The organism is Nereida ignava, assembly GCF_047114695.1.
GTDB classification, from domain to species: Bacteria; Pseudomonadota; Alphaproteobacteria; order Rhodobacterales; family Rhodobacteraceae; genus Nereida; species Nereida ignava.
In genome coordinates this window covers 25,718-51,955 of sequence record NZ_CP112886.1, presented here as the reverse complement: position 1 = coordinate 51,955, position 26,238 = coordinate 25,718, and the positions used below count along the sequence as shown (strand labels likewise).

Here is a 26,238-nt window from a genome sequence, read left to right as displayed (position 1 = left end):
GCACCCTTACGTTCGAAGCGGGTTCACAAGCCCCATCAGATGCGCGACGTTCTTAATACCGATCTTGATGTGCGCCAAGGGCCGTTTAGCCACCAGCTTTTTATGCATATACGCTTCGAACGTGAGGCGTTGCACATCAATATCATGGCACAGGCTGACAAACCGTTCGCGGCGCTCATCACTTTTATAATACGCGTCCTGCATGGCGCCCAAAATCTTGAACACGCCTTTATGTTCGCGCATGAATAGTTTGCGTGCCAACTGCAGATCTTTCACACGACCAGACGTAAGGCACGCCGTCGCCGCAGTCGCAGCCGCACGACCACCAGCCATCGCATAGAAAATTCCTTCCCCAGATGACGGTGCAACAACACCAGCCGCGTCGCCCGCAAGGACAACATCTTTACCGTTATCCCATCGACTTAGCGGTTTAAGCGGGATGGGCGCACCTTCTTTACGCAGGGTTTTGCAATCACTCAAACCTGACGCCATTCGCAGATCTGCAGTTGCTTGCTTGAGGTCTACACCTTCAATGCCAGTCCCCATACCAACGCTTGCAGAGGTACCATGGGGGAAAACCCAACCGTAAAAGTCCGGCGAGATTTTACCGTCATAAATCACATCACAACGCAGCGGGTCGTAAGCTTCGCTTGGCGCCGGCGCCTCAATAATCTCATGATACGCGATGACGTAAGGAATGGTATCACCGCCGGGTACCTCAGCACGGGCAACGTCCGAGCGTGCGCCATCGGCCCCGATGATCAACTTTGTTTCAAGCGCCATTTCTTCGCGCGTTGCTTTATCGCGGTAGATCACTTTTGTGCTGTCACCGCGTTCAATACGCAAAAATGTACCCGTAAAGCGCGCAACCCCTGCATCAGCCGCGCGGCATCGCAAAAATTCGTCAAAGTCTTTGCGGTCAACCATTCCAACGTAACCATTTTCAATCGGAATATCTACTTTCCGGCCTGTGGGACTGATCATCCGCGCCGTTGTGATCTTAGCCACGAGCTGTTCATCGGGGATACGGAATTCAGTAATTGCAACTGGTGGGATTGCCCCCCCACAAGGCTTAATCCGTCCTGCCCGATCAAGCATTGCCACGGATTTTCCCGAGCGTGCCAAGTCTTCGGCAGCCGTCGCACCAGAGGGTCCACCCCCCACAACAACAACATCATACATTAGTTATTCTCCTGCGATCAGCCGCGCGTCTGGCGCACGGTTTTCCATGGTGCGGCTAGCCATAAGCGCCGCGGCTAAAAAGAGAGATGCTTCGAGCAAAAAGACAGCGCCAAATGCCGTCGCGTCAGGCAAAGGGCCGCGCATAAGATCGACAGCCGCGGCACCAAGAAGGCCACCGAAACCTGCCGCAATTGCTTGGGCAGCGCCCCAAAGGCCCATTCGGGTCCCCTCACGGGTCTCACGACCGTCGCCCGCCAGTGCCATCATCGAGCCAATTGCCGCAACAGCGAACATGCCGTTAAAAAAGCCCAAACCCACAACGAACGGCGTCAGCGGGATATGACCCAGTTGACCGATGATCGTGATAAAAATCAGTGTCAGAGCAGAGCCAAGACAGCCCGCGACAACCCAATGGCGTAACTGCCCAAGACGAAGGCCCGTGGCAGCAATCCCTACTGTAAGCATTCCAATGAACACGCCGCCGTTTTGCGCACCCGACAGGGACGTTGATTGACCAGGCGTGAATCCAAAAACAAGGCCGGCGTAAGGCTCAAGAATGAGTTCCTGCATGAAATATGCGGTCATCGAAAGAAAAACAAAGATGGTGAATATGCGGGCTTTAGGCTCTGACCATACTTCTCGAAGCCCTTCGGCAAACCCCATCGGATCAGCGGTCGAAACCTCTGAAGTGATGCCTCTTTCAATACCTAGTGTCGCCAGCATTGTAACGACAACCGCAGATACACATACGATAGCGACAATCTTCAACAGAAGTTCAGGTGAATATGGATCAAGGAACGCACCAACAGTACCAGCGGTCACTGCGATACCGAAAATCATCATTAGCCATGTTATTGTAGCAGCTGCTGCGCGCCGATGTGGGGCCGTTGATGTGGCAAGCAACGCGAGAAGTGACGTACCAGAGGCGCCTACCCCAAGCCCGATAAGCGCGTAACTGACTATAGAAAGCAACAGGCCCGAAATCCAAAGGGTTTGCAAAAGAACAACCCCAAGGGCTGCACCAAATCCGCCAAGCGCCAAGGCAATCATACCCAGATTGATCCAGCGCGTCCGATTGCCCCCTTGATCACTTATGAACCCCCAATTAGGGCGCGTCATTTGAATGCCGTAATGCAAAGCAACAAGAAGTCCTGGAAGGACTGCAGGCAATGCCAGTTCAATCACCATCAAGCGGTTTAGGGTCGAAGTTGTGAGGACAACAATCGCACCCAAGCATGTCTGAACCAGACCTAGCCGCACAATTGAGAGCCAACCAAGCGTCATAGGCCAACCGTCCGCACTGCAAACGCAGCGATCATCATTCCGCTGACATAAAGAGTGACACCCGTTCCATTATACCACGGCGCGTTACCCTTTGGGTCGTTTAGCAGAACGCGCATTGCCCAGATTTGAAACGCAAGAACACCTGCTACAGCAAGCCCATGAAGCGGGCGGTCCCATGTAAACAAAAGAGCAACAACAATGACCTGTGGAACCGCCATAACCCAACAGGCGAGTTTCGCTGCGCGCGGTGGACCCATTGTAACAGGCAAAGAGTTCACGCCCATAACGCGGTCGCCCTCAAGGGCCTTAAAATCGTTTAGTGTCATGATGCCATGCGCGCCAGCAGCGTAAAGCAATGCAAGCAGGCAGACTTCCAAGGACGGCGCCGTGGCGCTGAGAACTGCTGCGCCCGTAAACCATGGCAATCCCTCATAGGATAACCCAACAAGCCCAGGCCCCCACCATCCCGATCGCTTCAGGCGGACTGGCTCGGCAGAATAGGCCCAAGCAGCAAGCACCCCAACAATTGTCGCGCCAAAACCCCAAGGACCAAGCTGATATCCAACGGCAAGTGACAGAACGGACATACCCAGAGCAATCCAAAGCCCCCAACGCCCAGGAATGCGCCCCGAAGGGATGGGGCGATCGGGTTCGTTAATTGCATCTACATGACGGTCGCACCAATCGTTAGCTGCTTGGGACATGCCGCACACGATGGGGCCAGCGAGTAAAACGCCCAAGATAACCAGCCACCATTGGCCGGTCGGAGAGACACCTGCACTGACGATACCGCAAAGATATGCCCACATAGGTGGGAACCACGTGATCGGCTTGATCAGGCGGAGCATTGCACGGGGTTCGGGCAAAGTGCGGGAATGGCTAATTTCGCTGACACTCATGTGTCAACTAAACATTACATTTTGTGATTCAGCAAGTGTAAAGGCTGATTGACGCTACTCGTCAGTGCTTTTTGCCAAAAGGCCAAACTTACGCAGCTTCACATAAAGTGACTGGCGCGACAGGCCCAGCATCTCTGCAGCTGCGACGCGGTTATTGCCCGTCAACTCAACAGCCGTTTCGATACACATTTTTTCGACAACATCAGTCGTGTCTGCAACGATATCTTTGAGAGTCGCGTTACCAACCAGCTCCATCACAGACTGAGCAGCGTCATCACTTACAGGACCAGCACTAGGGCGGCCAAGCTCAGCACGGCTCGTATCACGGATGACAAAAACAAAACTTGGGTTGGTAGTATCTGCCAAATAAGTCGCAGAAATTTCAACAGCACGGCTACCGTCATAATCGCCAACCAACTTGGTCGCGTACATCCGCATTTGACCAGTACGCGCAGCGTTCTCGAGCAGCACCTTTTGATCAACGCCCCCACGAACCAAGAAATCGCTAATCTGGCGACCCTTCACATTCGTAATATGACCTGCATCCGCAAGAGTTAGGAAGCTATCATTGGCGGAGCGAATAACACCTGACGCATCCGTGAAGACAATTGCATCAACGCCCTCCTCATAAAAGGACTGCAAATCTTCAGCAAAAGCATCACCGATACGGCTGCCTGCATCTGTACTATCCAAACGACATAACAACAGCTTTTCACCCGCTGCGCGGAATAGGCTCGGTTGAACAGAAAGCGTAAGCTTAGACGCCCGCACCATAAGCTCCATCGGAGCAAAACTGTCCGAAATAGCAAGGTTATGCAGCGTTTCGAGCAGCTCGCCTTTGCGACGGCCATCAAAGATTTGGGCAACAGCACCACCCATCAAATCATCACGGGACGCACCCAATAGCTTTGCCGCATTACGGTTCAGATCTGCGATCCGACCAGAGGTCGCGTTAATGAATACTAACGCATCGGTGCTCGCCTCCATTAGAACGCGGTATCGCGTGTCAAAATCGCGGCGCTGCTCGTAATCTTGTTCGAGAGCAATTTGCGTTTTCACCAACTGCTGCTGCATTTCCGCAATCGGACGCAAGTCACGGCCAAGGATCAACAAGCTGCCATCAGGCCCGAGCCTGTGGAACGTGTATTGGATAGGAAATTGTACTGACGCTTCAACGTGGTTCAGCTCAATCGGACGCTCGCAATCAGTCCCAGCAAGAAACAGCTCAAGCTTTGTATCAAGCTTATCGACACTTTCAGATGTCAGCACATCACGGATATTACGCCCCTGCCAACGATGCACCGCGCCAAAGTCTGCGCCTGTTTTCTTGCTCATGACAGAGAGGACCTCACCATGTAGCGAGATCACAAATGCCAAATCAGACGTTGCAGCAATAAGTTTGCCCAAAATGTCCGGGCTTACCAACGGCATTGAACTACCCGCCCAATACTCTTGTCCACGCGAGGTCATGTGCGCGCCTTCAAAATCATATGCATTCTGCTTCAGACTTTCTTTCTCGGGCGTGGCGCGCCTTGGTTTGAAACTATCAGACCGCATTTTTGTAATGCTCTTTTCGGATCTGATTCCACATGATCTGCTCCAGTGAGTGCCTTAATATCCAGCTTCTGACTTAGGAGCGAGCCGCCTACAATAATGGGCACATGCTGCTTAGCCGTTATGCGTATATTTAAGATACATTCACGAATATGTTCAAGTCTTTCACCATCAGATGCGGATATCATAATTGCATCATATGACGATTTAGACACTTCTTCTGCGACCACTTTCACAGGCTTGTCCATCAGCAGTCGGCACGAGACGCCAGACCGGCGCAATTGTGCGGCAGCAACTCCGGCACCCAGAGTGTGATAATCCCGCTCTAAAACGACCATCAGAACGCTTGGTCCAGCGACGACTTTGTTGGCGTTCGCCTGTGCGGCTGGCGGCATCAAATCGCGCAGCATACCCTGAAGACGTGCAACCGCGATGGTAACATCCGCAAAGCTTGCCTCATCTTTGCACCACTGATCGCCCATCACACGAGCAGCTTCCGGAATATAGACGTCACAAATTTCTTCGTCTGTTAGGCCAAGCATCTTGGCTTCTGTGCGCCACACATCACGGGCACTCGGGTCATAATCGCGAATAGCACTGCACAGTGAAAACAAAACATCGGGCCGCGCATCGCTCAAGGCGTTTGCGCGCTCGTCCGCGAGCGTCATCAAAACCCGTTCGGCGAGACTATCAACTTTCGGGGCGTGGCGGCGCTGGCTGATCTTTCGATCCGACATTTTAGCTCCTAATGACCCCAAAGGCAGGGCCGGTTCAACGACTCAAACAAGCCGCTTGTCCACACACTAACACATGTAATCCAAATTCTATACCCATTGTAAAAAGAATTAGACACCACAGGGTATTCCTGAGGCCCGATCGTCAAATTCGGCGCAGAATGCAAAGCCCAACTTACAAATGCCCTTTTTGCCATATGTCAACTTTTGGGTGTAAGTTTTAGTTGACACATTGCCCATTTCAGACCACCCTCATCCCACACCGCTTGTCAGGGAGTCGGTCTTATGTCTGCGCAATCGTCGCACAAAAATCAGGGCCGCAGTCTCTATACGCCAGAGCAACGCGCCCGCCGAGACGCGACCATCTGGACATTCGTGCAGGGTGTACTTGCGCCCGTGCAATTCATCATTTTCCTCATCTCCGTAGCTCTAGTCATCAGGTACCTAATGACTGGCGAAGGTTACGCCGCGGCAACCGCTTCAATTCTGTTAAAAACCTTCGCGCTCTACACAATTATGGTGACAGGCGCGATTTGGGAAAAAGTTGTGTTTGGGCGCTATCTTTTTGCGCAATCGTTCTTTTGGGAAGACGCTGTAAGCTTTGTCGTTATTGCAATTCATACCTTTTATTTATGGGCCTTATGGAGCGGCGCGCTCTCTCCCAAGGCACAAATGCTGGTCGCGCTCGCGGCCTATGCAATCTATGTAATCAACGCTGCGCAATTCGTTTGGAAACTCCGGATGGCCCGCCTTGAAGCAACTCCAAATCAAGGCGTAACCGCATGAATGATCACAGCCCCATTTCAACTGGCTGCGCCAATAGCCCCGTCTTGAAACAACGCGGACAGCGGGAAGTTTTCTGTGGTCTCACAGGCATCATCTGGCTGCACCGCAAAATGCAAGACGCATTCTTTTTGGTTGTCGGAAGTCGTACCTGCGCCCACCTTTTGCAGTCAGCAGCAGGCGTCATGATCTTTGCAGAGCCGCGTTTTGGGACCGCGATTCTTGAGGAAAAGGATCTTGCAGGACTTGCTGACGCGCACACAGAACTTGACCGCGAAGTTGCGCGCCTACTGTCAAGACGGCCTGACATTAAGCAATTGTTTCTGGTCGGATCATGCCCCTCAGAGGTGATTAAGCTGGATCTTGCGCGCGCCGCAGAACGTATGACGCAAGAATATGCGCCTAACGTCCGCGTTCTAAACTTCAGTGGGTCTGGTATCGAAACAACATTCACCCAAGGCGAGGACGCGTGTCTGGCCTCAATGGTGCCCGTACTGCCCAAAACCGATGAACGCGAATTGCTCTTAGTCGGTGCTTTGCCCGACGTGGTCGAAGATCAAGCTGTTTCGCTACTGACTGAAATGGGCGTTGGTCCAATCAGAACTTTGCCCGCTTCCCGTGCAGCGGATCAATATGGTATTGGCGAAAACACAGTTTTTGCGCTTCTACAGCCTTTCTTGGGTGATACCCACGCAGAGCTTGAGCGCCGCGGCGCACGCCATATTCCTGCGCCGTTTCCGTTTGGCGAACAGGGTACCACCGCATGGTTGCGTGCAATTGCTCTTGAGTTTGGCGTCGATGAAGAAACTTTTGAGCGCGTCACAGCAGCGCCGCGCGCCCGCGCCCGCAAGGCAATTGATGCGCAAGCGAAAGAGTTGCGCGGCAAGTCGATCTTCTTCTTTCCAGATAGCCAGCTTGAAGTCCCGTTAGCGCGCTTCTTGACGACCGAATGTGGGATGACCCCGCTTGAAATCGGAACACCGTACCTGCACGCAGGCCTTGTTGGTCCTGACCTCGCGCTCATCCCGGAAGGTCCAACCATCTCCGAAGGACAAGACGTTGATCTGCAATTGGACCGCGCACGCGAGGCCCGCGCAGATATCACAGTGTGCGGCCTAGGATTGGCAAACCCACTCGAGGCCGAGGGTCTTACAACCAAATGGGCGATCGAGTTAGTCTTCACACCGGTTCACTTCTATGAGCAAGCCGGTGATCTTGCTGGACTTTTCTCGCGTCCCATCCGCCGCCGCGAGGTGCTTGACCTATGAAGCTCACCGTTTGGACATATGAGGGCCCAACCCACGTTGGTGCGATGCGTGTCGCAACTGCAATGAAAGGGCTGCACTACGTTTTGCATGCGCCACAGGGCGATACCTACGCGGACCTTCTGTTTACTATGATTGAGCGGCGCAACCACCGCCCGCCAGTTACATACACCACATTTCAAGCCCGCGATTTGGGAAGTGATACGGCGCATCTATTCAAAGACGCCTGCCAAGACGCCTATGATCGCTTTCAGCCCGAAGCGATCATTGTGGGCGCCTCTTGTACTGCTGAATTGATCCAAGATGACCCCGCCGGCCTTGCCGAAACAATGGGCCTTAATGTGCCAGTCATTCCGTTGGAATTGCCCAGCTATTCGCGCAAAGAAAACTTTGGGGCCAACGAGACATTCTACCAGATCGTCAAAGCTCTGGCCAAACCTTGCGAGCGCACGTCACGGATTTCTTGCAACATCCTTGGCGGCACAGCATTAGGCTTTCGTCACCGCGATGACATCCAAGAAATCACAGCGCTCCTCTATGAGCTTGGGATTGATGTGAATGTTTGCGCCCCGCTTGACGCAACACCAAGCGACATTGCCCGTATGGGCGCTGCACATTTCAACGTGCTACTTTACCCTGAAACCGGTGAGGCCGCAGCACGCTGGTGCGAGCGCAGCTTTGAGCAGCCTTACACAAAAACGGTTCCAATGGGCGTTGGCGCAACCCGTGATTTCATCGCAGAGGTGTGCCAAATTTGCGGAATAGAGCCTAGTGTGGACGAAAGCCGCTTGCGATTGCCGTGGTGGAGCAAATCCGTCGACAGCACATATCTGACTGGCAAACGCGTCTTTATTTTTGGCGATGGCACCCACGTAAAGGCCGCAGCCCGCGTTGCAAAAGACGAGATGGGTTTCGAAGTTGTAGGCGTAGGTTGCTACAATCGCGAGTTCGCACGTGACATTCGTGCACTTGCCAAAGACATCGGCGTCGAAGCCCTGATCAGCGATGACTACCTTGAGGTTGAGCAAACCATTGAGGCGCTGCAACCCGAGATGATCCTCGGCACCCAAATGGAGCGACACATCGGCAAGCGCCTTGGCATTCCTTGTGCCGTCATCTCCGCACCCGTGCACGTACAAGATTTCCCCGCACGTTACTCTCCCGTTATGGGATTTGAAGGCGCGAACGTCCTGTTTGATACGTGGATCCATCCGCTTGTAATGGGCCTTGAAGAGCACCTGTTGCACATGTTCCGCGATGATTTTGAATTCCACGACGAAGCGGGACCAAGCCACCACGGCGGACATGCACCAAAACCAATTGATCGTCCTGCTGAGGCGCCAGTCGCGGCTGCGGTTCAAGAAGGCACTGACGTTGCTGTTTGGCTCGCAGACGCAGAACGCGAGTTAAAGAAAATTCCTTTTTTTGTGCGCGGCAAAGCCAAGCGGAACACTGAAAAATACGCTCTGGATCAAGGCATGACTGAAATTTCAGTCGATACACTTTACGAGGCGAAGGCCCATTATGCGCGATGAGGTAAGCATCCCTTATCGCGTGGCTATCGTCACGCTTGATCGCCACGCCGGCGGATCAATCACGCGCGCCATGCCAAACTTGCGCGCTGACTTTCCAGGCCTTGAAGTAAGCGTTCACGCAGCTGCTGAATGGGGCGATAACCCAGAAGCACTTGCAACCGCACGTCACGACATCGACCATGCAGATATTATTGTGGGCAATCTGCTGTTTCTTGAAGATCACCTGAAGGCGATTTTGCCGAACATGATCGCGCGCAGACCTTCGCTTGACGCATTTGTTGGCGTCATTGCGGACCCAAGCATTACGAGCCTGACCAAGATGGGCGACTTGGATATGTCCAAGCCGACCTCTGGCGCCATGGCCATCCTTAAAAAGCTCAAGCCAAAGACAGGCAAGCAGGCGTCAGGCGAAGGCCAGATGAAAATGCTCCGCCGCCTGCCCAAAATTCTTAAGTTCATCCCCGGCAAAGCCCAAGATCTCCGCGCGTATTTTCTATCGATGCAGTATTGGCTTGGTGGATCAGACGACAACCTTGAGGCCATGCTCCGATTTTTAGTAAGCCGTTACTCTGAAAATCGCGGCTGGAACGAAATTGAGGCTGCCGCCCCCATCGATTACCCCGAAGTTGGCTTGTACCACCCAGAGCTTACCGGTACGAAAATCGTCACTGATCTTGCTGAATTGCCGCAGAGCGATGCGACTGCAACAGTCGGAATTCTGATGTTGCGCAGCTACATCCTGTCGGGGGATTGCGCTCATTATGATGCAGTCATCCGCGCGTTTGAAGCAAAAGGAATGCGCGTTATTGCGGGCTTTGCAGGGGGCCTCGATGGTCGCCCCGCCATTGAGCAATACTTCAACGGCGTAGATACGATGGTTTCACTGACTGGTTTCAGCCTTGTTGGTGGACCGGCCTACAACAACAGCGACGCCGCGATCAAAACACTTACAAAGCTTGATGTTCCGTATGTCGCTGCTCATCCACTTGAATTTCAAACGCTGAGCCAATGGTCGTCCAGCGACGGTGGCCTTGGTCCCGTTGAAACAACAATGCTCATCGCCCTGCCCGAAATTGACGGCGCCACAAACCCCACAGTCTACGCAGGTCGCCACAGTGAAACGGGCTGTCAGGGCTGCGCATATATGTGCAAAGCCAGTACCATCAGCAAAGCCATGGCACCGTGTCATGAACGCATTGATGTGTTGGCAGAAAAAGTGGCACGGCTGGCTAATCTACGCCGTAAAGAAAACGCTGACAAAAAGATTGGCATTGTACTGTTTGGCTTTCCGCCAAATGCCGGCGCCGTTGGAACCGCGGCGTATCTGTCCGTATTTGAGAGCCTTTTCAATACGCTGACCAAAATGAAGGCCAGCGGCTATGACGTTGAAGTGCCCACAGATGTGGACAGCCTTCGCACGGTCGTTTTGCAGGGCAACAGCGCCCAATACGGTCAAGAAGCTAACGTTGCTGATCACGTTTCTGCCGATCATATCGTTGAAAATACACCGCCCCTAGCCGCTATTGAAAGCGTTTGGGGCCCCGCCCCCGGCAAAGTTCAATCAGACGGTCGCGGCGTGTTCATCTTGGGCGCACATTTCGGAAGCGTCTTTGTCGGTGTTCAGCCAACTTTTGGCTATGAGGGTGACCCCATGCGGTTACTCTTTGAAAAAGGGTTCGCCCCCACCCATGCTTTCGCCCAATTCTACTTGTGGCTGCGCAACACATATCAAGCCGATGCCTTGCTGCATTTTGGGATGCACGGTGCACTTGAATTCATGCCAGGCAAACAAGCGGGCCTCGGCGCGCAGGATTGGCCAGATAGGCTCATCGGTGAGATGCCAAACGTCTACCTCTATGCATCGAATAATCCGTCTGAAGCCACGTTAGCAAAACGCCGTAGTAACGCCGTAACCATTACACATCTGACGCCACCACTTGCCAAGTCCGGTCTCTATAAAGGCTTAAACGCCCTGAAGGACACGTTAACCCGGTACCGTGGCACTGCCCAAAACGATCCGTCACGCAGTGATCTAGAACAGCTGATCCGCGACCAAGCTAACGCTGTTGATATGAACGGTCGTGATCCTGAAAGCCTTTGGCTCAAGCTGCTTGAAACAGAGCACGCGCTGATCCCCGAGGGGCTCCATATCGTTGGCAAACCAATGTCTGATGCGGCCCGTCACGATCACGTTTCCACAATGGCAGATCAATCGTCTGAGGCCCGCGCCCGCGTCGATGCACTGCTGCAAGAGGACACTGAGTTACCTGCGCTCATGCATGCATTAAGCGCGCGCTATATTGCCCCTGTTGCAGGTGGTGATCTGATCCGTAGTCCCGATGTCCTTCCCACGGGCCGCAATATTCACGCGTTTGATCCGTTCAGAATGCCAACAGAATTTGCATTACGCGATGGCCATAAGCAGGCCCAAGTATTGCTGGACGCTCAAGCCGAACTTCCACGCAGCATCGCGCTGGTGCTTTGGGGCAGCGACAATATCAAATCAGATGGCGGCCCCATCGCACAAGCCCTTGCTTTGATGGGCGCAAAGCCCCGTTTTGACAGCTATGGCCGTTTGTCAGGGGCTGATCTTATTCCATTAGAGAAGCTGGGGCGCCCACGCATTGATGTGGTTATGACCCTGTCTGGTATTTTCCGCGACCTGCTACCTTTACAGACCAAGATGTTGGCCGAGGCCGCCTATAAATGCGCAGCCGCCAATGAACCAACGAGCCAAAATTTCGTGCGTGCACATGCACTATCCTATGCAGAGCAAATGGACGTTGATCTGGAAACCGCAGCACTGCGGGTCTTTTCCAATGCCAACGGCGCGTATGGGTCAAACGTAAACGCCCTCGTGGATGCCAGCGCCTTTGATAACGAAGACGAGCTTGCCGATGCCTATGAGGCGCGCAAGTCATTCGCCTACGGCATGGATGGAAAGGCAGCGGCACAAGCAGACCTGCTCCAAAAACAGCTTAAGGATGTGGATGTAGCCTATCAAAATCTTGAAAGTGTTGAGCTGGGTGTCACCACCGTTGACCACTATTTTGATACGCTCGGCGGTATTGCTCGGGCGGTAAAGCGCGCCAAAGGCGGCGCTGAGCCGGCCGTATTCATCGGCGATCAAACAATGGGTGATGCAAAAGTACGCACCTTGTCCGAGCAAGTCGCCCTTGAAACCAGATCGCGCAGCCTCAACCCGAAATGGTTCGAAGGAATGCTGCAACACGGACACGAAGGCGTGCGCCAAATTGAGGCGTGCGTAACGAACACGATGGGCTGGTCAGCAACGACCGGCCAAGTGGATGAATGGGTCTATGAACGGCTCTCTGAAACCTTCGTTCTTGACGACGCGATGCGCCAGCGGCTGGCGGATCTGAACCCGCAAGCTTCGGTACGCATGGCCAATCGCCTGCTTGAAGCAAGCGACAGAAATTATTGGACCCCCGACGCGGAAACACTCGCCGCGCTGCAAGATGCGGCCGATGCGCTCGAGGATCAAATGGAAGGAATTGCGGCGCAATAGAGCCGCATAGGGAGAAGTAACATGGCACTAGACAGAAGCACCCCCATCCTGAGAGGCCAAGACGGCGAAGGCTCCGTACAGGTCCATCAGGATGACGGAATGAAAATCGAAGGCGCCAAAGTGTTTTCGGTCTATGGCAAAGGCGGCATTGGTAAATCAACCACTTCGTCCAACTTGTCTGCTGCATTTTCAATGCTGGGCAAACGGGTTTTGCAAATTGGATGTGACCCCAAGCACGACAGCACGTTTACTCTGACGGGCTCACTTGTCCCAACAGTCATCGACATCCTAAAAGATGTGGATTTTCACGCAGAAGAGCTGCGCCCCGAAGACTTCGTTTTTGAGGGTTTCAACGGCGTTAAGTGTGTTGAAGCAGGTGGCCCTCCGGCGGGTACCGGCTGTGGTGGCTATGTGGTTGGCCAGACAGTCAAGTTGCTTAAGCAGCACCATTTGCTTGAAGACACGGACGTAGTGATTTTTGATGTTTTGGGCGACGTGGTATGCGGCGGCTTTGCTGCCCCCTTGCAACACGCTGACCGTGCATTGATCGTCACCGCAAACGACTTTGACAGCATTTATGCGATGAACCGGATTATCGCCGCCGTTCAAGCAAAATCCAGCAACTATAAAGTCCGCCTCGCGGGCTGCGTCGCCAACCGGTCACGCGAGACGGATGAAGTAGACCGGTTCTGTAAAACCGTTGGCTTCAACCGCATCGCACACATGCCTGATCTTGATGCCATCCGCCGCTCACGCCTCAAAAAGAAGACCCTCTTTGAGATGCCTGATGAGGAAGAAATCGTACAGGTTCGCAAGGAATACATCCGGCTCGCGGAGACACTTTGGAACGGCACTGAAGCGCTTGCACCTGCGCCTCTGCCTGACCGCGAAATCTTTGAATTGTTGGGCTTCGATTAAACCATGACCGCATACGACCGCACCCTTTCCCGCGTCGAGACATACTTCGACCAAACCGCGACCAAAACATGGGAGCGCCTGACCTCAGACGCGCCTGTGTCGCGGGTGCGCGAAACCGTGCGCGCGGGGCGGGACCGGATGCGTGAAACAATGCTCAACACCCTTGGTGATGTGCGCGGAAAACGAATTTTGGACGCCGGCTGTGGCGCGGGTCAAATGACCCACGAACTGGCCTTGCGCGGCGCCGAGGTAGTCGCAGTCGATATCTCGCCATCACTAGTGGAAATCGCACGCAAGCGGTTGCCAGATGCCTTGTCACATCAAGTGACATTTCACGCAGGCGATATGCTAGACCCCGCGCTTGGTGACTTCGATCACGTGGTCGCAATGGATAGTTTGATCTACTATGACGCCGCTGACATTAACCGCTCAATCTCGACCCTATTCCAACGCACAAGCGGTAAAATTGTGTTCACCGTTGCGCCGCGCACACCATTCTTGATGGCGTTTTTCGGCATGGGAAAATTGTTTCCGCGCCGTGACCGCAGCCCCGTGATGATCCCACATGCGCCCAAGAAATTGGCGCGCCTTGTAGACGGTAATCTGCGCAGCGTCGCGCGGATCAGCTCGGGTTTTTATATCTCTGAATGTTTGGAAGTGACCAAGTGAGCCAAACGCAGCGCATATCAAAATGGCTCCCATTTGCGGATGCCGCGTCTGAGGGTCTTCCCCTCGGACAGCTTTTGCGGATGTCGCTGTTCCAAGTGTCTGTCGGCATGGCCTCTGTCTTGCTGTTGGGCACTTTAAACCGCGTTATGATCGTTGAGTTGTCAGTACCGGCAATGATTGTCGCACTCATGATCGCATTGCCTGTTTTATCTGCGCCGTTCCGCGCACTTTTGGGCTTCAAATCAGACAACTTGCAAAGCTCCCTGGGTTGGAAACGCATCCCCTACTTATGGTTTGGCAGCTTGTGGCAGTTCGGCGGCTTAGCGGTAATGCCATTTGCCATTCTGTCACTGGGATTTGAGCAAGCAGCCGGTCCCGAATGGGCAGGTGAGGTTCTGTCAGCAGCAGCTTTCTTGATGACCGGCCTTGGGATGCACATGACCCAAACCGCAGGTCTGGCATTGGCCGCAGACCGCGCAGATGATGAAACACGTCCTCGCGTTGTGGCTCTTTTGTACGTCATGTTCTTGGTCGGGATGGGACTGTCCGCCGTAATCGTTGGGTATTTCCTGCGCGACTTTGGTGATCTGCGGCTGGTTCGCGTCATTCAGTCTTGTGCCGTAATCACCCTTGTTTTGAACATTGTCGCTTTGTGGAAACAAGAAAAGCTGGTGCCCAAATCTAAGGCCGAGCGTGATGCAGCACCACGCCCCACTTTCAAAGATGCATGGTCAGATTTCATGGCCGGCGGTCAAGCTGGCCGCCTAATCGTTGTCATCTTTTTGGGAACCATGGCTTTCAATATGCAGGACGTATTGCTTGAGCCTTACGGCGGCGAAGTCTTGGGGCTATCTGTATCGGCCACCACTTTGCTTACAGCGCTTTGGGCGTCTGGCGCACTTCTGGGCTTTGCACTTGCAGCTAGATGGCTGCGCGGTGGGCTAAACACACATCTCATGGCGGGCCGTGGCCTGCTTGTTGGAGTGGGTGCTTTCACATGCGTTGTGTTCGCTGCACCACTCAATTCAGTATTCCTTTTCTACACTGGAAGCGCCGCGATCGGCTTGGGTGGAGGGCTGTTTGCAGTCGCCACGCTGACCGCAGCAATGACTTTGCCCAACGCAGGCCGCGGCCTTGCATTGGGGGCTTGGGGCGCCGCGCAAGCGACCGCCGCAGGCCTGTCGATCCTCATTGGCGGTACCATCCGCGATGTGGTCAACACTGCCGCACTTAACGGGAACTTCGGACCGGCGCTCGCCACGCCATCGACGGGCTATTCAGTTGTCTATCACACTGAAATTGCTCTTATTTTTGTCACGCTCATCGCCTTGGGGCCCCTTGTGCGACGCGGGACACAGACCACTCAGCAAGGACGTCAGATCGGTCTGGCTGACTTCCCTACCTGACACATTCGGAGAAAGAAAATGGACGGAACTATTTTTGGAAACATCGACTTGGCGAGCGTCGCTCTTTGGGGCTTTTACGGCTTTTTCGCGCTGCTGATTTACTATCTGCAAACCGAAAACATGCGTGAAGGCTATCCGCTTGAAAATGATAACGGTGAAACAGCCGCCAACCAAGGCCCCTTCCCTGTGCCAAACCCCAAAACGTTTAAGCTGCCACATGGCCGCGGCGAGGTGACCGTTCCCGGTCCTGACCGCCAAGCCCGTACAGATTTGGCGCTTGAGCAAACTGGCGTGATAAACGGTCTGCCTTTCGAGCCAACCGGTGATCCAATGATGGACGGCGTTGGTCCGGGTGCATGGGCTGCGCGTCAAGATCACCCAGAGCTTGATGGCAAAGGCCACCCCAAGATCATCCCCATGTCGAGCGTTGACACATTCCGCGTGTCTGCTGGCCGTGACCCACGTGGTTTGCCGGTTATGACAGGCGATAACGTAGTCGTTGGTCGCGTCACAGATATGTGGATCGATGAACCAGAACAGCTGGTGCGTTATTTCGCTTATGAAGTTGACGCAGAATTTGGCGGCGGCACCAAACTGGTGGCCCGTGAAATGGCGCGTATCAAATCAAACCACCTCAAGATCCGCTCAATTTATTCGCACAACGTCAAAGGTATTCCGACCCAAAAATCGGCAACCACTGTGACGTTGCTCGAGGAAGAGAAGATCCAAGCCTACTACGGCGGCGGCACGCTTTATGCGGACCCAAGCCGTTTGGAACCCCAAGCCTAAGGAAAGCCGACCCCATGTCACACGACGATTTCGCAGTTGAACCCATCGAAGGTCTGCCAGAGGAACTGCCCGCGGGCGAAGAAATCCTCTGGCAAGGACGCCCCAATTGGTGGAGCCTGACCAAAGAAAGCTGGGGCCTGAAATGGCTCATGGGCTATTTCGCTTTGTTCGCACTGTGGCGTTTCATCGTTGTGCTTGGGGTCGCACCCTTTGCCCACGCACTTTTGTCTGTACTACCGTTTGCAATTTTTGCAGCGGCAACAGTCGCTGTGCTGGCACTGATTTCATACGTACAGGCCCGTAACACGGTCTACACAATTACGAACCGCCGCGTTGCCATGCGCATCGGGGCGGCTCTGACGATGACCCTGAACCTGCCATACCAATGGGTAAAGAACGCAAACCTCGCGCTGCTTTCTGGCGGTCATGGCACCATCGCGCTTCAAACATCGGGCAAGACCCGCATGAGTTACCTAATGTGTTGGCCCCACGTTCGCCCTTGGCGGATGGCCCACACGGAACCCGCTCTCCGTTGCATCCCTGACGCCGCTAATGTCGCACAGATTTTGGCCGCCGCAGCGGAGACGCGGGTATCCGAAGCCCCAATTATCACACGCGTCACTGACGCCGTTCCAGCGGAGTAAACTGACATGCAATTTGCCCCTTCTGAAACCCGTAAAATGTTGAACAAAGACCGCGAAATGATCCCGCGCACGCTGATCCGCGGTGTGTTGTTCATGATCGCTTGCGCAGTCGCTTTGTCGGCCTACTCGGTCTGGTCAGACCGCCCATCGGCCAGTGCCCTGCCGGCTTCACCAATCGTGAAAGAACGTACGATCACGATGAAAAGTGAAATCTCAGGCGCCACGTATATCGCTGATATCGACGGTACAGTGTTGCTTGATGCAGGCCCGGGCGCAGGTGGTTTTATGGGCGTGATGTCACGCGTCGTTGAGCGTAATCGCACCGTAAACAACATGGACATGAGCGCGCCCGTTCGCCTTGTACAATTTGCCAATAACCGCGTCGCCATCATCGATGACCAAACCAACTGGAGCGCAGACCTGATGGGGTTTGGGTCCGAAAACTGGGCAGCCTTCGCCACGCTGCTCGATCAATAAGGGAACCGGAACCATGGGATTATTCACCCGATCAAAAGAAACAGCACCCTGCACTGTCAGCATCTCGCACCGCTTTGAAGAGCTCAGCGCGCATGTGCGTTTTGACAACGGAGCAGTCATTCACCCCGGTGATAGCGTCTTGGTCCAAGGGGCCGAGATCATGGCGCCTTTCGGCGAAATCGTCGAAGAAAGCCGCACCGCTGTCATCACCCGCGCCAGTGGTCTTGAGCGCGCTTGGACACGCCTGACCGGTGATCTGGAATTTATTGAGCTTTGCGAGTTTTCATTCTCTGAGGAGGTTACAGTATGAACATCCAAACCCCCAAAGACCTGAACGGTCACGCATCCCCCACCGCTTTGCATGGTACCAACGAAGCCATGACGTCGGAAAAAGCAACCGATGTTGCGATGCAGGACACGCTTCTCACCCCGCGCTTTTACACAACTGATTTCAATGAACTGGACGCCATCAACGTTGAAAACGTGCGCCACGATTGGGACACCCTGATCGGCCAAATGGAAGCAGACCCAAACAAAGGCCATTTCAAGAAAAATGCTGATTGGGATACCGTCGATTGGGACGGCATGGAACCTGCTCTGCGTGCCGAATTCATCGACTTTTTGATCTCAAGCTGTACCGCTGAATTCTCGGGCTGTGTACTTTATAAAGAAATGAAGCGCCGCGGTTCTAATCCAGACATCACGCAGCTTTTCCAACTGATGGCCCGCGACGAGGCCCGTCACGCGGGCTTTATCAATGATGCACTGCGCGAAGCTGGCATTGCGGTCAACTTGGGCTTTTTGACCCAACAAAAGAAGTACACGTACTTCCGCCCAAAGTTCATTTACTATGCCACGTATCTATCAGAAAAGATTGGCTACGCGCGTTACATCACGATCTTCCGCCACCTCGAAAAGCATCCCGAGCACCGCTTTCACCCTATTTTCAAATGGTTTGAGGAATGGTGCAACGATGAGTTTTCACACGGTGAAGCCTTTGCGTTGTTGATGAAAACAGACCCTAAACTGACGGAATCGCGCCAAAACCGCCTCTGGATCAAGTTTTTCCTGACGGCCGTTTACGGCACAATGTGGGTTCGCGACCACCAGCGCCCCGTTTTCCACGAAGCCTTGGGCGTAGATGTAACGTGGTACGGCATGGAGGTGTTCCGCAAAACATCGGAAATCAGCAAACAGATCTATCCGTTCACTCTTGATATCGATCACCCGCGCTTCCGCAAAGGGCTCGACAAACTGCAAGACGCCAACGTTCAGATTGCCGCTGGCAAACGCCAGCGCGGCGTTGCTGGTAAAATCAAGCAATTCATCGGAACCGCCCGCGCGGCGGCCGCATTTGCTGTGCTCTACTCCATCCCCGTTGTGCATCACGAACGTCCAGCAAGCACCATGATGGAACCCGCCTACTAATGCTGGCGACCCCGTGGATATCTGCGCTTGGCGCGTTGTTCTTGTGGTGGTTTTCCACGGGCGCGATCCTTGTGATCGTGCGCCGTGCTGACCGCGCCGAGGGCACCGCTGGCCTATGTGCTGTTCTATGGGGTTTGCCGTTCCTGCTTACGGGCGCTGCGGCATTTTACGTCTCGCTCTCTCAAACCGGAGTGGCGGGGCCCTATATCGGGTTTTTGTCCGCTTTGGCCGTTTGGGGATGGATTGAGCTGGCATTCTTGACGGGCATTATCACCGGGCCAAACACCGCTGAATTACCGCCTAACACCTCACCATTTGAGCGCTTTATTCGTGCATGGGGCACCGTTGCCTACCACGAGATTTTGTTGACCGCGGCCCTTGTTGCAATGATTTGGGTCAGCCAAGATGCCGAAAACATCTTTGGTCTTTGGACATACGCGGTGCTTTATTTCGCCCGCATCTCAGCCAAGCTGAACCTCTTTTTAGGGGTGCCCAAGATCAACACAGAATTTCTACCAAAACCACTGGCACATTTGCCGAGCCATTTTCGCCACGCACGGGTCAATTGGCTGTTTCCTATATCGGTCACCGCGCTCACATTCGCGACAGCCTGCTGGCTTGAACGGCTATATTCTGCCTCATCACAGGCAGAAGTGGCCGGATTTACCCTACTCACCGCCATCACTGCGCTGGCATTACTAGAACACTGGTTAATGGTCATTCCATTGCCTGACGAAAAACTATGGCGCTGGATGCTCCCCGCCCCTGCGCCCACAAAAACAAAAGGGACCACGTCATGACGTTTGATATTCTTTTCAATGAGCAGTTGGACAAACTCAAAGACGATGGCAATTACCGCGTTTTTGCACAGCTTGAACGTCACACGGGTAAGTTCCCTCAGGCGTCCGAGCACGGCCAAAATGAAGCGCGCGATGTCACAATCTGGTGCTCAAACGATTACCTTGGCATGGGTCACCACCCTGACGTGATTGCCGCCATGACACGCACCGCCGAAAGCTGTGGTACCGGCGCGGGTGGGACGCGCAACATCTCTGGCAACGCCATTCACCACCTTGCCCTTGAGAATGAGTTGGCTGATCTGCACGGCAAGGAAAGTGCGCTTTTGTTCACCTCTGGATATGTGTCGAACTGGGCCGCCCTAAGCACCCTTGGCGCGCGACTGCCCAATGCTGTGATCTTATCAGACGAAGGCAACCACGCCTCGATGATCGAAGGAATCCGCCATTCAAAGGCACAAAAAGTCATCTGGAAACACAACGATGTTGAGGACCTTGATCGTAAGTTGGCTGCCCTGCCCGCCAACACTACAAAGATCGTCGCATTTGAAAGTGTTTACTCAATGGATGGTGACATCTGCCCGATGCGTGAAATCATTGAAGTCGCTGAGAAACACGGCGCGATGACCTACCTCGATGAAGTCCACGCTGTTGGCATGTACGGCCCGCGCGGCGGCGGTATTTCCGAGCGTGAGGGGCTTGCTGACCGGATCACACTGATCGAAGGCACCTTGGGCAAGGCCTACGGTGTTGTTGGGGGCTATATCACTGGCTCCGAGGCGCTGTGTGACTTTATCCGTTCATTTGCCTCTGGCTTTATCTTTACCACTGCCCTGCCCCCCGCAGTGGCAGCAGCGGCGCAAACATCTATCAAGCACCTCAAGACATCGGATGTTGAGCGTAAAGGCCAACAAGCCCAAGTCGCGCAGCTGCGTCACAAACTTGATCGCGCTGGCATCCCGCACCTGATGAACAAAAGCCACATTATCCCCGTGATGATCAAAGATCCTGTTAAAACGCGGATGATCGCGGATTACCTGATGGAGCAGTATGGCATTTATGTGCAGCCCATTAACTACCCCACAGTGCCAAAAGGGACTGAGCGGCTACGCTTTACACCAGGCCCCTGCCATACAGATGCGGACATCGATCATTTGGTGAATGCGCTTAGCACTCTGTGGAAGCAATGCGCGGTTTCCCACGCAGTCGCGTGATTATAGCGGGCTTAACTTTACCTGCGGCACTTTGGCCCTAAGTTAATTATTGGAATGAACGTTGGAGATAGACTTATGAAAACGACACTACTTACCCTGACCGCCGCAATGGCTATCGGTGGCGCTGCCTTTGCAGACGGCCACGCTTCTGGTGATGCTGCTGCTGGTGAAGATGCATTCAAAAACTGTACAACATGCCACTGGGTTCAAGACGCAGACGGCAATGACATTGTTGGCAAGAAAAAGCCAACTGGTCCAAACCTTTACAACGTTGTTGGCAACGCGATCGCTCAGTCTGATTATCGCTACTCCAAGCTGATGAAAGCAGGCACAGATGCTGGTCTCGTATGGGACGAAGCATCGTTTGTCGCTTATGTTCAGGACCCAACAGGGTACCTGAAAGAAGCTACAGGTGAAAAAGGCCGCAGCAAAATGAGCTATAAAGTACGTAAAGAAGAAGATGCTGTGAACATTTACGCGTACCTTGCGTCGCTGGCGCCGGCTAACTGATCTAAAAATAAAAAATTTGTTTTTCTTTGTGAAAAGCAATGGCCGTCCCCGTTAGGGGGCGGCCATTTTTTTAGCGAAACTGGATACTCCGCAGCTTAGACCACCAAGACAACTTCGCTCACGTCTTGATCGACAGCTCGACACGCTGCATTCACTTGTTCGATTAAATGGGTCTGAACATAAGCAGCATGAAATTTACTCGGCGCGCGAAGGACCAACCGTCCCCCTGCCCGCTCAACCCGTACCAGCGCGCTTAACCACGCGCCATATGCGCCCTCGTCCTGACTGTGAAGTACACCTTGGGCCAAGCTCCACTCTGTCCCACTACTTAGGTCTGGCGCGGCTATTTTCCCGCGTGCCTTCAACGGCACTACCTTCGCACTTTCTGGCACACCTTCCATACGCAACGCATAATCAGGGCCAACAGCATCCCACTGTGGCCGTGTCACACGTCGTATGCATTCCAGATCAAGGCCATATTGAGTTACACGCCCACGCGCCCCTTGGCGGTGAACCACAAGCCATCCCATTGCTTTAAGTTTAGCCATCTCACGTTTAACAGTGCGGGGCTCCACCGCCCAAAGCCGAGCAATCTCAACTTGCCCTACGGCCAACTCATCCCGCTGCCAATTATAGCGCGCTACAACGAGTGTAATAAATCGCAGTATTAACCGCTGCTCATGTTTGCCGTGTGCCAGGGCATAGGCGCCCATAGCAGTTAGCACATCGTATTTTACCACGGACGCATTGCGCCCAGTAGTTTGGGTAACGTTCATATCCGCCCTTTTCGCGCCCTTTCGAATAAAGCTCCGCTCTTTTGGCAGGTGCTTTGGGTCGCGATATTTTTTGCCTCATGCAGCGACACCATGTTTGGTTGTCTCTACTATTATGTTATTTTTTTACACTGATGGCGCAGAACTACACATACTTGTGCTGCAACTCAACGCTAAATCAAATCTCTTGTCTGATTTGCGTCCAATGGCTCGATTCTGTCAAGTTCAGTTTTTCTGAGCGCTTCAAAACCACTAATCAATAATGATATTTTTGGTATTACTGGTATAGGGGGACGCCTTGGCTGACACCTATTAGGGCTTTTTTGTCCCCCAATATGTAGTGGCGACAATATATGTGTCCCCCTTAGTTTGGAACACTCGCCAGCACGTAGATGCTCACTGGTTCCAGCAGCGCCTTGCGATTCCCACAAAAATAGCCGCTACGTGCTATTTTCGCTTTTTTACCATTTCATCTTTATCCCCTTTTGCTTTTTTCGCAAATTAGGCGTAAATCAGGACAACAGCATCTAAAAGCGTCCCCGCGGGGACAGGTTATGTCAAAGGCTCGAAATGTTTTCACATGAAGATCTAGCTCGCATGCAAGCGCAGTCCTTGCGAATGCAGGGTGTTATTAGGAAGCAAACCTATTCGCCAGAGATGGAAAAAACTCTGCGGCGGTTTTCCAGTTGGGAGGTGGGCGAGCTTATCTTCAAGGTGAACCAATCGACGTTGCGCGGGCGGTTGGCGTCAGACCCCTCCCTGCCCCAAGGGTTGGTTGAGGAAGATGGGCGCCAACGCTGGTACTCCCTTGAGGAAATCAACCAGATCCGCCGCCGCCTTAAGGTGAACCGAAAGTCGCTCATGCCGCCGCGCCCCTCGGGCAAGCGGGCCATTCGCGCAGCAATTGCTAACTTCAAAGGGGGTGCTGGAAAATCCACCGTTGCGCTGCACTTTGCCCACGCTGCTGCGCTTGACGGGTACCGCGTTCTTTGCGTGGACTTTGATCCCCAAGCGACGCTGTCCCATTCGATGGGCCTGTCGGATGTGGATGAGGAATTTACGGTTTGGGGCGTCATGGCGCGCGACCTCATTCACCAAACAGAGGCGATGAACGCCAATGTAAGTATGGGCGCTGAAAGCGGTGCGGCCCTGCCCAAGCGTAGCCTGCCCTCCTCAATTACGGATATGGGGTTGGCCGATTTGCGGGTGACGGATTTCATTAAGCCGACGTCGTGGCCCACAATCGATATCGTGCCGTCTTGCGCCAATGCGGCCTTTGTCGAATTCGCCTCTGCGCAGTATCGCCATGTGAACCCAGAGTGGTCGTTTTTTGCTGCCGTCTCGCGCTACCTCGATCAGCTGCCACCAGACGCATATGATATGATTATCTTCGATTGCCCGCCTGCAATTGGATACCAGTCGATGAATGCCGTTTTTGCGGCGGACGTTCTCTATATTCCGTCTGGTCCGGGTTACTGGGAGTATGACTCTACGACGTCATTTATCGGCCAGCTGTCCGAGGCTCTTGAGGACTTGGCGCATTTCCGCAGTGGTGTCCCCGCGGGGACGATGTCCCTTCCCAAGGCATTCCTTGATGTGCGCTTTTTGCTGACCCGTTTTGAGCCAAACAATGACCTGCACCGTGCGATGCAGCAGGCATTTGTTAAAGTGTTTGAAGATAGAGTTACCGAACATCCCATCGAGATGACCCGTGCCGTTGAGCAATCAGGTCGCTTCCTGTCGTCCATTTACGAGATCGATTACAGGGATATGACACGTGAGACTTGGCGCCGTGCGCGGGCGTCCTTTGATCAGGCCTATGAAGAATTTCGGACTAACCTTGTAAGTGCGTGGGAAGAATTGGAGTAATGCTATGAAGAAGCGTCGTGTATTCGATATTGATTTTGATGAAGCAGAACAGACACAAACACAGCAGTTAGAGACTAAATCGATGTTTGGCTCCCCTGCCCCGTCGGCACCCCATGACCGGCGTGGCCCTATGGCATCAGCCATCGCTGAGAACGCTGGCGCTTTGTCAGAGCGTGCAGAAGCAGAGGCTGCTATTCGTGCCGAAAACGACCGTCTCGCCCACGAGTTAGTAGGCCTAAAACAAGCCGGCCTGATTACGCGTTTAGTCAATATTACCGATGTTAGAGCCGAATTGCTGACCCGTGATCGCAAGGCGGTCCGCGATATTGAGATTGATGAGTTGAAAGCCTCGATCCGCGATATCGGCCTTTCAAATCCTATTCAGGTGCTGGAGGCAGATGGCGGTTATGAATTGGTTCAGGGGTATCGGCGCCTAACTGCGTTCCGCGAGCTTTACAAGGAAACCGGTGAAAAGCGTTTTGCTGAAATTCCAGTTGGAATTATCGCCAGGACTGAAGAAGACCGCTCTTTGTATCGCCGGATGGTCGATGAGAACATCGTGCGCAAAGGTATCGGTTTTGGTGAAATGGCAGCGATCGCTTGGGCTTACTTGCGGTCGTCTGACAAAGCGTTTTCTAATGTGAATGAAGCTATCGACGATTTGTTTGCAAGCGCAGGCCGGCAAAAGCGGGCCTACATTAAAAACTTTGCAAAGCTATACCAGCGGCTTGAGCCAAGCTTGGTCCATGTGGATGTAATCCCGCGGGCGCTTGGGCTTGAGGTGGGAAAAAAGCTTGATGAAAACCCTGCACTCGTCAGCGTTCTGAAGCAGCGCTTGCTTGACGCAAATGGGCAGAGTGCGGCCGATGAGCTTCGGATGTTGCGTGCCTTTGTGGCTGAAAAAAATACCCCCAAAACCACGCCTCGTGAGACTGCCAAGACCACCCTTCGTTTGATGTCCCCGCGGGGACAGGTGAAGTGCGTCGCCGCAGAGGGAAGTTTTTCGATGCAATCGAAGATGGATTTCACCACCGTTGAGCGTGCGCGGCTTGAGGCGGCAGTAGCGGCGTTTTGGGAAGCGCTTGATCCAAAGTGATGCGTCCCCGCGGGGACAGTTACTCTTCGATAAAGGCCCGTATCAGGTTGACCACCTGTTGCGGGCTTTCTTCATGGGCCAAGTGTCCAAGTTTACTGAGTTCTTGCACTTGCGCGTTTGGCATACGTGAGGCTGCTGCGTTGCTTGTGCGTGGCGGAACAGCCTGATCGTTTGAGCCGGTAATGAAGAGCGTCTGATTGAGCATGTTGGGTAGTCGTTCGAGCAACCCATCGAGCTTCCAATGCGCCATCATGGCGAGTGTACCGTCAACGTGTGAGCGCCGTGAGATCAGTGTCTGATAGAGCTTCAGGCCATTCTCATCTAGCTTTGAGCCTGTCCCAGTTATCAGGCGCTCAACTGCTGCGCTGTTGCCAGAGGTGGCAGTAAAGATACGTGCTGTCAGGGGGTTCAGGGACAGCAGCTTGGCGAACGCAGGGAATAGAAAGCCTGCGATGCCTTTGAAATTTGCGAGCGCCGCGTTGATGCCGATGATCTGTCCCCGCGGGGACACGCCAAGTTCCGCAAGTCGAAGTGCAATGGCGGCACCGGCGGAGTGCCCGATGATTGCGCTTGGCTCCCAGCCTTCTTGGGCAAGCAGCGAAGCAAGATCTGTGGCCATCGCATCAAGCCCGCAGCGGGCGCGTGAGCCAAGTTGGCTAAACCCCTGACCTGGCAGGTCAACGGCGATGACTTGGTGTGTTTGTGCAAGTAGTGGCATGACGTCCCGCCATGAGTGCGTTGCGCCACCAGCGCCGTGGATGAGCAACAATTGCGGTCCGCTCCCCATGATTTGCACGTGCCACCTGTGCGGCCTGCAGGGAATGATCTGAGAGTGCTCTTTGTGGGGCCAATAGGCGGGCAGGCGGGGCAGCAGGTCCATGTT

24 protein-coding genes are annotated in these 26,238 nt (G+C 53.8%); 17 read left to right on the top strand and 7 right to left on the bottom strand.

Going from position 1 to position 26,238, the window contains the following annotated elements; translation table 11 throughout:
* Positions 1-6: 6 nt before the first annotated feature.
* Genes OLX08_RS12360 through OLX08_RS12340 form a run of 5 tightly spaced genes read right to left on the bottom strand, consistent with a single transcriptional unit; the run spans position 7 to position 5,656 of the window.
* Complete coding sequence (locus tag OLX08_RS12360; protein WP_391483298.1) at positions 7-1,182, bottom strand: geranylgeranyl diphosphate reductase; 1,176 nt, start codon at positions 1,180-1,182, stop codon at positions 7-9.
* A gap of 3 nt (positions 1,183-1,185) precedes the next feature.
* Complete coding sequence (locus tag OLX08_RS12355) at positions 1,186-2,466, bottom strand: BCD family MFS transporter (RefSeq protein ID WP_391483296.1); 1,281 nt, start codon at positions 2,464-2,466, stop codon at positions 1,186-1,188.
* The gene (chlG, locus tag OLX08_RS12350) at positions 2,463-3,365 is read right to left on the bottom strand and encodes a chlorophyll synthase ChlG (protein ID WP_391483294.1); all 903 of its coding nucleotides are present in this window, start codon (positions 3,363-3,365) and stop codon (positions 2,463-2,465) included. Before chlG ends, OLX08_RS12355 begins: the two co-directional genes overlap by 4 nt.
* 54 nt (positions 3,366-3,419) lie before the next feature.
* A complete protein-coding gene (ppsR, locus tag OLX08_RS12345; RefSeq protein ID WP_391483293.1) occupies positions 3,420-4,835 on the bottom strand; it encodes a transcriptional regulator PpsR in 1,416 nt (471 codons plus the stop codon).
* Positions 4,836-4,867: 32 nt separating this feature from the next.
* Positions 4,868-5,656, bottom strand: a complete 789-nt coding sequence (locus tag OLX08_RS12340) for a B12-binding domain-containing protein (RefSeq protein WP_391483291.1) — start codon at positions 5,654-5,656, stop codon at positions 4,868-4,870.
* Between the two features lie 282 nt (positions 5,657-5,938).
* Between OLX08_RS12340 and bchF the strand changes: the two genes are divergently transcribed.
* The 15 genes from bchF (at position 5,939) to OLX08_RS12265 (ending at position 21,617) form a co-directional block, all read left to right on the top strand.
* Positions 5,939-6,439 (top strand): 2-vinyl bacteriochlorophyllide hydratase, encoded by a 501-nt coding sequence (gene bchF, locus OLX08_RS12335; protein WP_391483290.1) that lies wholly within the window; start codon positions 5,939-5,941, stop codon positions 6,437-6,439.
* Entirely contained in the window at positions 6,436-7,704 is a 1,269-nt protein-coding gene (locus OLX08_RS12330) for a ferredoxin:protochlorophyllide reductase (ATP-dependent) subunit N (RefSeq protein WP_048599936.1), read from the top strand. The genes bchF and OLX08_RS12330 overlap by 4 nt, the downstream gene beginning before the upstream one ends.
* On the top strand, positions 7,701-9,236 hold the full coding sequence (gene bchB, locus OLX08_RS12325; RefSeq protein WP_391483372.1) for a ferredoxin:protochlorophyllide reductase (ATP-dependent) subunit B: 1,536 nt from the start codon (positions 7,701-7,703) through the stop codon (positions 9,234-9,236). Before OLX08_RS12330 ends, bchB begins: the two co-directional genes overlap by 4 nt.
* The gene (locus OLX08_RS12320) at positions 9,226-12,765 is read left to right on the top strand and encodes a magnesium chelatase subunit H (RefSeq protein WP_391483371.1); all 3,540 of its coding nucleotides are present in this window, start codon (positions 9,226-9,228) and stop codon (positions 12,763-12,765) included. The genes bchB and OLX08_RS12320 overlap by 11 nt, the downstream gene beginning before the upstream one ends.
* 21 nt (positions 12,766-12,786) lie before the next feature.
* Positions 12,787-13,683 (top strand): ferredoxin:protochlorophyllide reductase (ATP-dependent) iron-sulfur ATP-binding protein, encoded by an 897-nt coding sequence (gene bchL / locus OLX08_RS12315; RefSeq protein WP_048599933.1) that lies wholly within the window; start codon positions 12,787-12,789, stop codon positions 13,681-13,683.
* A gap of 3 nt (positions 13,684-13,686) precedes the next feature.
* The gene (gene bchM, locus OLX08_RS12310) at positions 13,687-14,352 is read left to right on the top strand and encodes a magnesium protoporphyrin IX methyltransferase (RefSeq protein ID WP_391483370.1); all 666 of its coding nucleotides are present in this window, start codon (positions 13,687-13,689) and stop codon (positions 14,350-14,352) included.
* The gene (locus tag OLX08_RS12305; RefSeq protein WP_391483369.1) at positions 14,331-15,758 is read left to right on the top strand and encodes a PucC family protein; all 1,428 of its coding nucleotides are present in this window, start codon (positions 14,331-14,333) and stop codon (positions 15,756-15,758) included. The genes bchM and OLX08_RS12305 overlap by 22 nt, the downstream gene beginning before the upstream one ends.
* A gap of 18 nt (positions 15,759-15,776) precedes the next feature.
* Complete coding sequence (gene puhA / locus OLX08_RS12300) at positions 15,777-16,547, top strand: photosynthetic reaction center subunit H (RefSeq protein WP_341246327.1); 771 nt, start codon at positions 15,777-15,779, stop codon at positions 16,545-16,547.
* 14 nt (positions 16,548-16,561) lie between these two features.
* The gene (gene puhB / locus OLX08_RS12295) at positions 16,562-17,191 is read left to right on the top strand and encodes a photosynthetic complex putative assembly protein PuhB (RefSeq protein ID WP_391483368.1); all 630 of its coding nucleotides are present in this window, start codon (positions 16,562-16,564) and stop codon (positions 17,189-17,191) included.
* A 6-nt stretch (positions 17,192-17,197) separates the two neighbouring features.
* Complete coding sequence (gene puhC / locus OLX08_RS12290; RefSeq protein WP_391483367.1) at positions 17,198-17,668, top strand: photosynthetic complex assembly protein PuhC; 471 nt, start codon at positions 17,198-17,200, stop codon at positions 17,666-17,668.
* Between the two features lie 13 nt (positions 17,669-17,681).
* Positions 17,682-17,978: a hypothetical protein gene (locus tag OLX08_RS12285; RefSeq protein WP_048599927.1), complete on the top strand. Its 297-nt coding sequence runs from the start codon at positions 17,682-17,684 to the stop codon at positions 17,976-17,978.
* A gap of 68 nt (positions 17,979-18,046) precedes the next feature.
* A complete protein-coding gene (gene acsF, locus OLX08_RS12280) occupies positions 18,047-19,096 on the top strand; it encodes a magnesium-protoporphyrin IX monomethyl ester (oxidative) cyclase (protein WP_048599954.1) in 1,050 nt (349 codons plus the stop codon).
* Positions 19,096-19,896, top strand: coding sequence for a putative photosynthetic complex assembly protein PuhE (puhE, locus tag OLX08_RS12275; RefSeq protein ID WP_391483366.1), 801 nt, complete (start codon positions 19,096-19,098; stop codon positions 19,894-19,896). The genes acsF and puhE overlap by 1 nt, the downstream gene beginning before the upstream one ends.
* Entirely contained in the window at positions 19,893-21,107 is a 1,215-nt protein-coding gene (gene hemA / locus OLX08_RS12270; protein WP_391483365.1) for a 5-aminolevulinate synthase, read from the top strand. Before puhE ends, hemA begins: the two co-directional genes overlap by 4 nt.
* Positions 21,108-21,182: 75 nt before the next feature.
* Positions 21,183-21,617, top strand: a complete 435-nt coding sequence (locus OLX08_RS12265) for a c-type cytochrome (protein ID WP_048599924.1) — start codon at positions 21,183-21,185, stop codon at positions 21,615-21,617.
* A 95-nt stretch (positions 21,618-21,712) separates the two neighbouring features.
* Here OLX08_RS12265 and OLX08_RS12260 read toward each other — a convergent pair whose 3' ends face one another.
* Complete coding sequence (locus tag OLX08_RS12260) at positions 21,713-22,393, bottom strand: hypothetical protein (protein WP_391483364.1); 681 nt, start codon at positions 22,391-22,393, stop codon at positions 21,713-21,715.
* Positions 22,394-22,960: 567 nt separating this feature from the next.
* Between OLX08_RS12260 and OLX08_RS12255 the strand changes: the two genes are divergently transcribed.
* Together OLX08_RS12255 and OLX08_RS12250 are read left to right on the top strand one after the other, a co-directional pair.
* A complete protein-coding gene (locus OLX08_RS12255; protein ID WP_048599922.1) occupies positions 22,961-24,259 on the top strand; it encodes an AAA family ATPase in 1,299 nt (432 codons plus the stop codon).
* A 4-nt stretch (positions 24,260-24,263) separates the two neighbouring features.
* Positions 24,264-25,355 (top strand): ParB N-terminal domain-containing protein, encoded by a 1,092-nt coding sequence (locus tag OLX08_RS12250; RefSeq protein ID WP_391483363.1) that lies wholly within the window; start codon positions 24,264-24,266, stop codon positions 25,353-25,355.
* Between the two features lie 19 nt (positions 25,356-25,374).
* Here the strand turns inward: OLX08_RS12250 and bchO are convergent, their stop codons facing one another.
* On the bottom strand, positions 25,375-26,235 hold the full coding sequence (gene bchO, locus OLX08_RS12245; RefSeq protein ID WP_391483362.1) for an alpha/beta fold hydrolase BchO: 861 nt from the start codon (positions 26,233-26,235) through the stop codon (positions 25,375-25,377).
* Positions 26,236-26,238: the final 3 nt, after the last annotated feature.

Bases quoted from the DNA above. Each gene is read 5' to 3' on its own strand.
- OLX08_RS12305 (WP_391483369.1), top strand. From the start codon at position 14,331: ATGTTTGGAAGTGACCAAGTGAGCCAAACGCAGCGCATATCAAAATGG.
- OLX08_RS12360 (WP_391483298.1), bottom strand. From the start codon at position 1,182: ATGTATGATGTTGTTGTTGTGGGGGGTGGACCCTCTGGTGCGACGGCT.
- ppsR (WP_391483293.1), bottom strand. From the start codon at position 4,835: ATGACCTCGCGTGGACAAGAGTATTGGGCGGGTAGTTCAATGCCGTTG.
- OLX08_RS12265 (WP_048599924.1), top strand. From the start codon at position 21,183: ATGAAAACGACACTACTTACCCTGACCGCCGCAATGGCTATCGGTGGC.
- hemA (WP_391483365.1), top strand. From the start codon at position 19,893: ATGACGTTTGATATTCTTTTCAATGAGCAGTTGGACAAACTCAAAGAC.
- OLX08_RS12285 (WP_048599927.1), top strand. From the start codon at position 17,682: ATGGGATTATTCACCCGATCAAAAGAAACAGCACCCTGCACTGTCAGC.
- acsF (WP_048599954.1), top strand. From the start codon at position 18,047: ATGACGTCGGAAAAAGCAACCGATGTTGCGATGCAGGACACGCTTCTC.
- OLX08_RS12330 (WP_048599936.1), top strand. From the start codon at position 6,436: ATGAATGATCACAGCCCCATTTCAACTGGCTGCGCCAATAGCCCCGTC.
- bchM (WP_391483370.1), top strand. From the start codon at position 13,687: ATGACCGCATACGACCGCACCCTTTCCCGCGTCGAGACATACTTCGAC.
- bchL (WP_048599933.1), top strand. From the start codon at position 12,787: ATGGCACTAGACAGAAGCACCCCCATCCTGAGAGGCCAAGACGGCGAA.
- puhC (WP_391483367.1), top strand. From the start codon at position 17,198: ATGCAATTTGCCCCTTCTGAAACCCGTAAAATGTTGAACAAAGACCGC.
- OLX08_RS12320 (WP_391483371.1), top strand. From the start codon at position 9,226: ATGCGCGATGAGGTAAGCATCCCTTATCGCGTGGCTATCGTCACGCTT.
- chlG (WP_391483294.1), bottom strand. From the start codon at position 3,365: ATGAGTGTCAGCGAAATTAGCCATTCCCGCACTTTGCCCGAACCCCGT.
- puhB (WP_391483368.1), top strand. From the start codon at position 16,562: ATGTCACACGACGATTTCGCAGTTGAACCCATCGAAGGTCTGCCAGAG.
- puhE (WP_391483366.1), top strand. From the start codon at position 19,096: ATGCTGGCGACCCCGTGGATATCTGCGCTTGGCGCGTTGTTCTTGTGG.
- OLX08_RS12355 (WP_391483296.1), bottom strand. From the start codon at position 2,466: ATGACGCTTGGTTGGCTCTCAATTGTGCGGCTAGGTCTGGTTCAGACA.
- OLX08_RS12340 (WP_391483291.1), bottom strand. From the start codon at position 5,656: ATGTCGGATCGAAAGATCAGCCAGCGCCGCCACGCCCCGAAAGTTGAT.
- bchO (WP_391483362.1), bottom strand. From the start codon at position 26,235: ATGGACCTGCTGCCCCGCCTGCCCGCCTATTGGCCCCACAAAGAGCAC.
- OLX08_RS12250 (WP_391483363.1), top strand. From the start codon at position 24,264: ATGAAGAAGCGTCGTGTATTCGATATTGATTTTGATGAAGCAGAACAG.
- OLX08_RS12260 (WP_391483364.1), bottom strand. From the start codon at position 22,393: ATGAACGTTACCCAAACTACTGGGCGCAATGCGTCCGTGGTAAAATAC.
- OLX08_RS12255 (WP_048599922.1), top strand. From the start codon at position 22,961: ATGTTTTCACATGAAGATCTAGCTCGCATGCAAGCGCAGTCCTTGCGA.
- bchF (WP_391483290.1), top strand. From the start codon at position 5,939: ATGTCTGCGCAATCGTCGCACAAAAATCAGGGCCGCAGTCTCTATACG.
- puhA (WP_341246327.1), top strand. From the start codon at position 15,777: ATGGACGGAACTATTTTTGGAAACATCGACTTGGCGAGCGTCGCTCTT.
- bchB (WP_391483372.1), top strand. From the start codon at position 7,701: ATGAAGCTCACCGTTTGGACATATGAGGGCCCAACCCACGTTGGTGCG.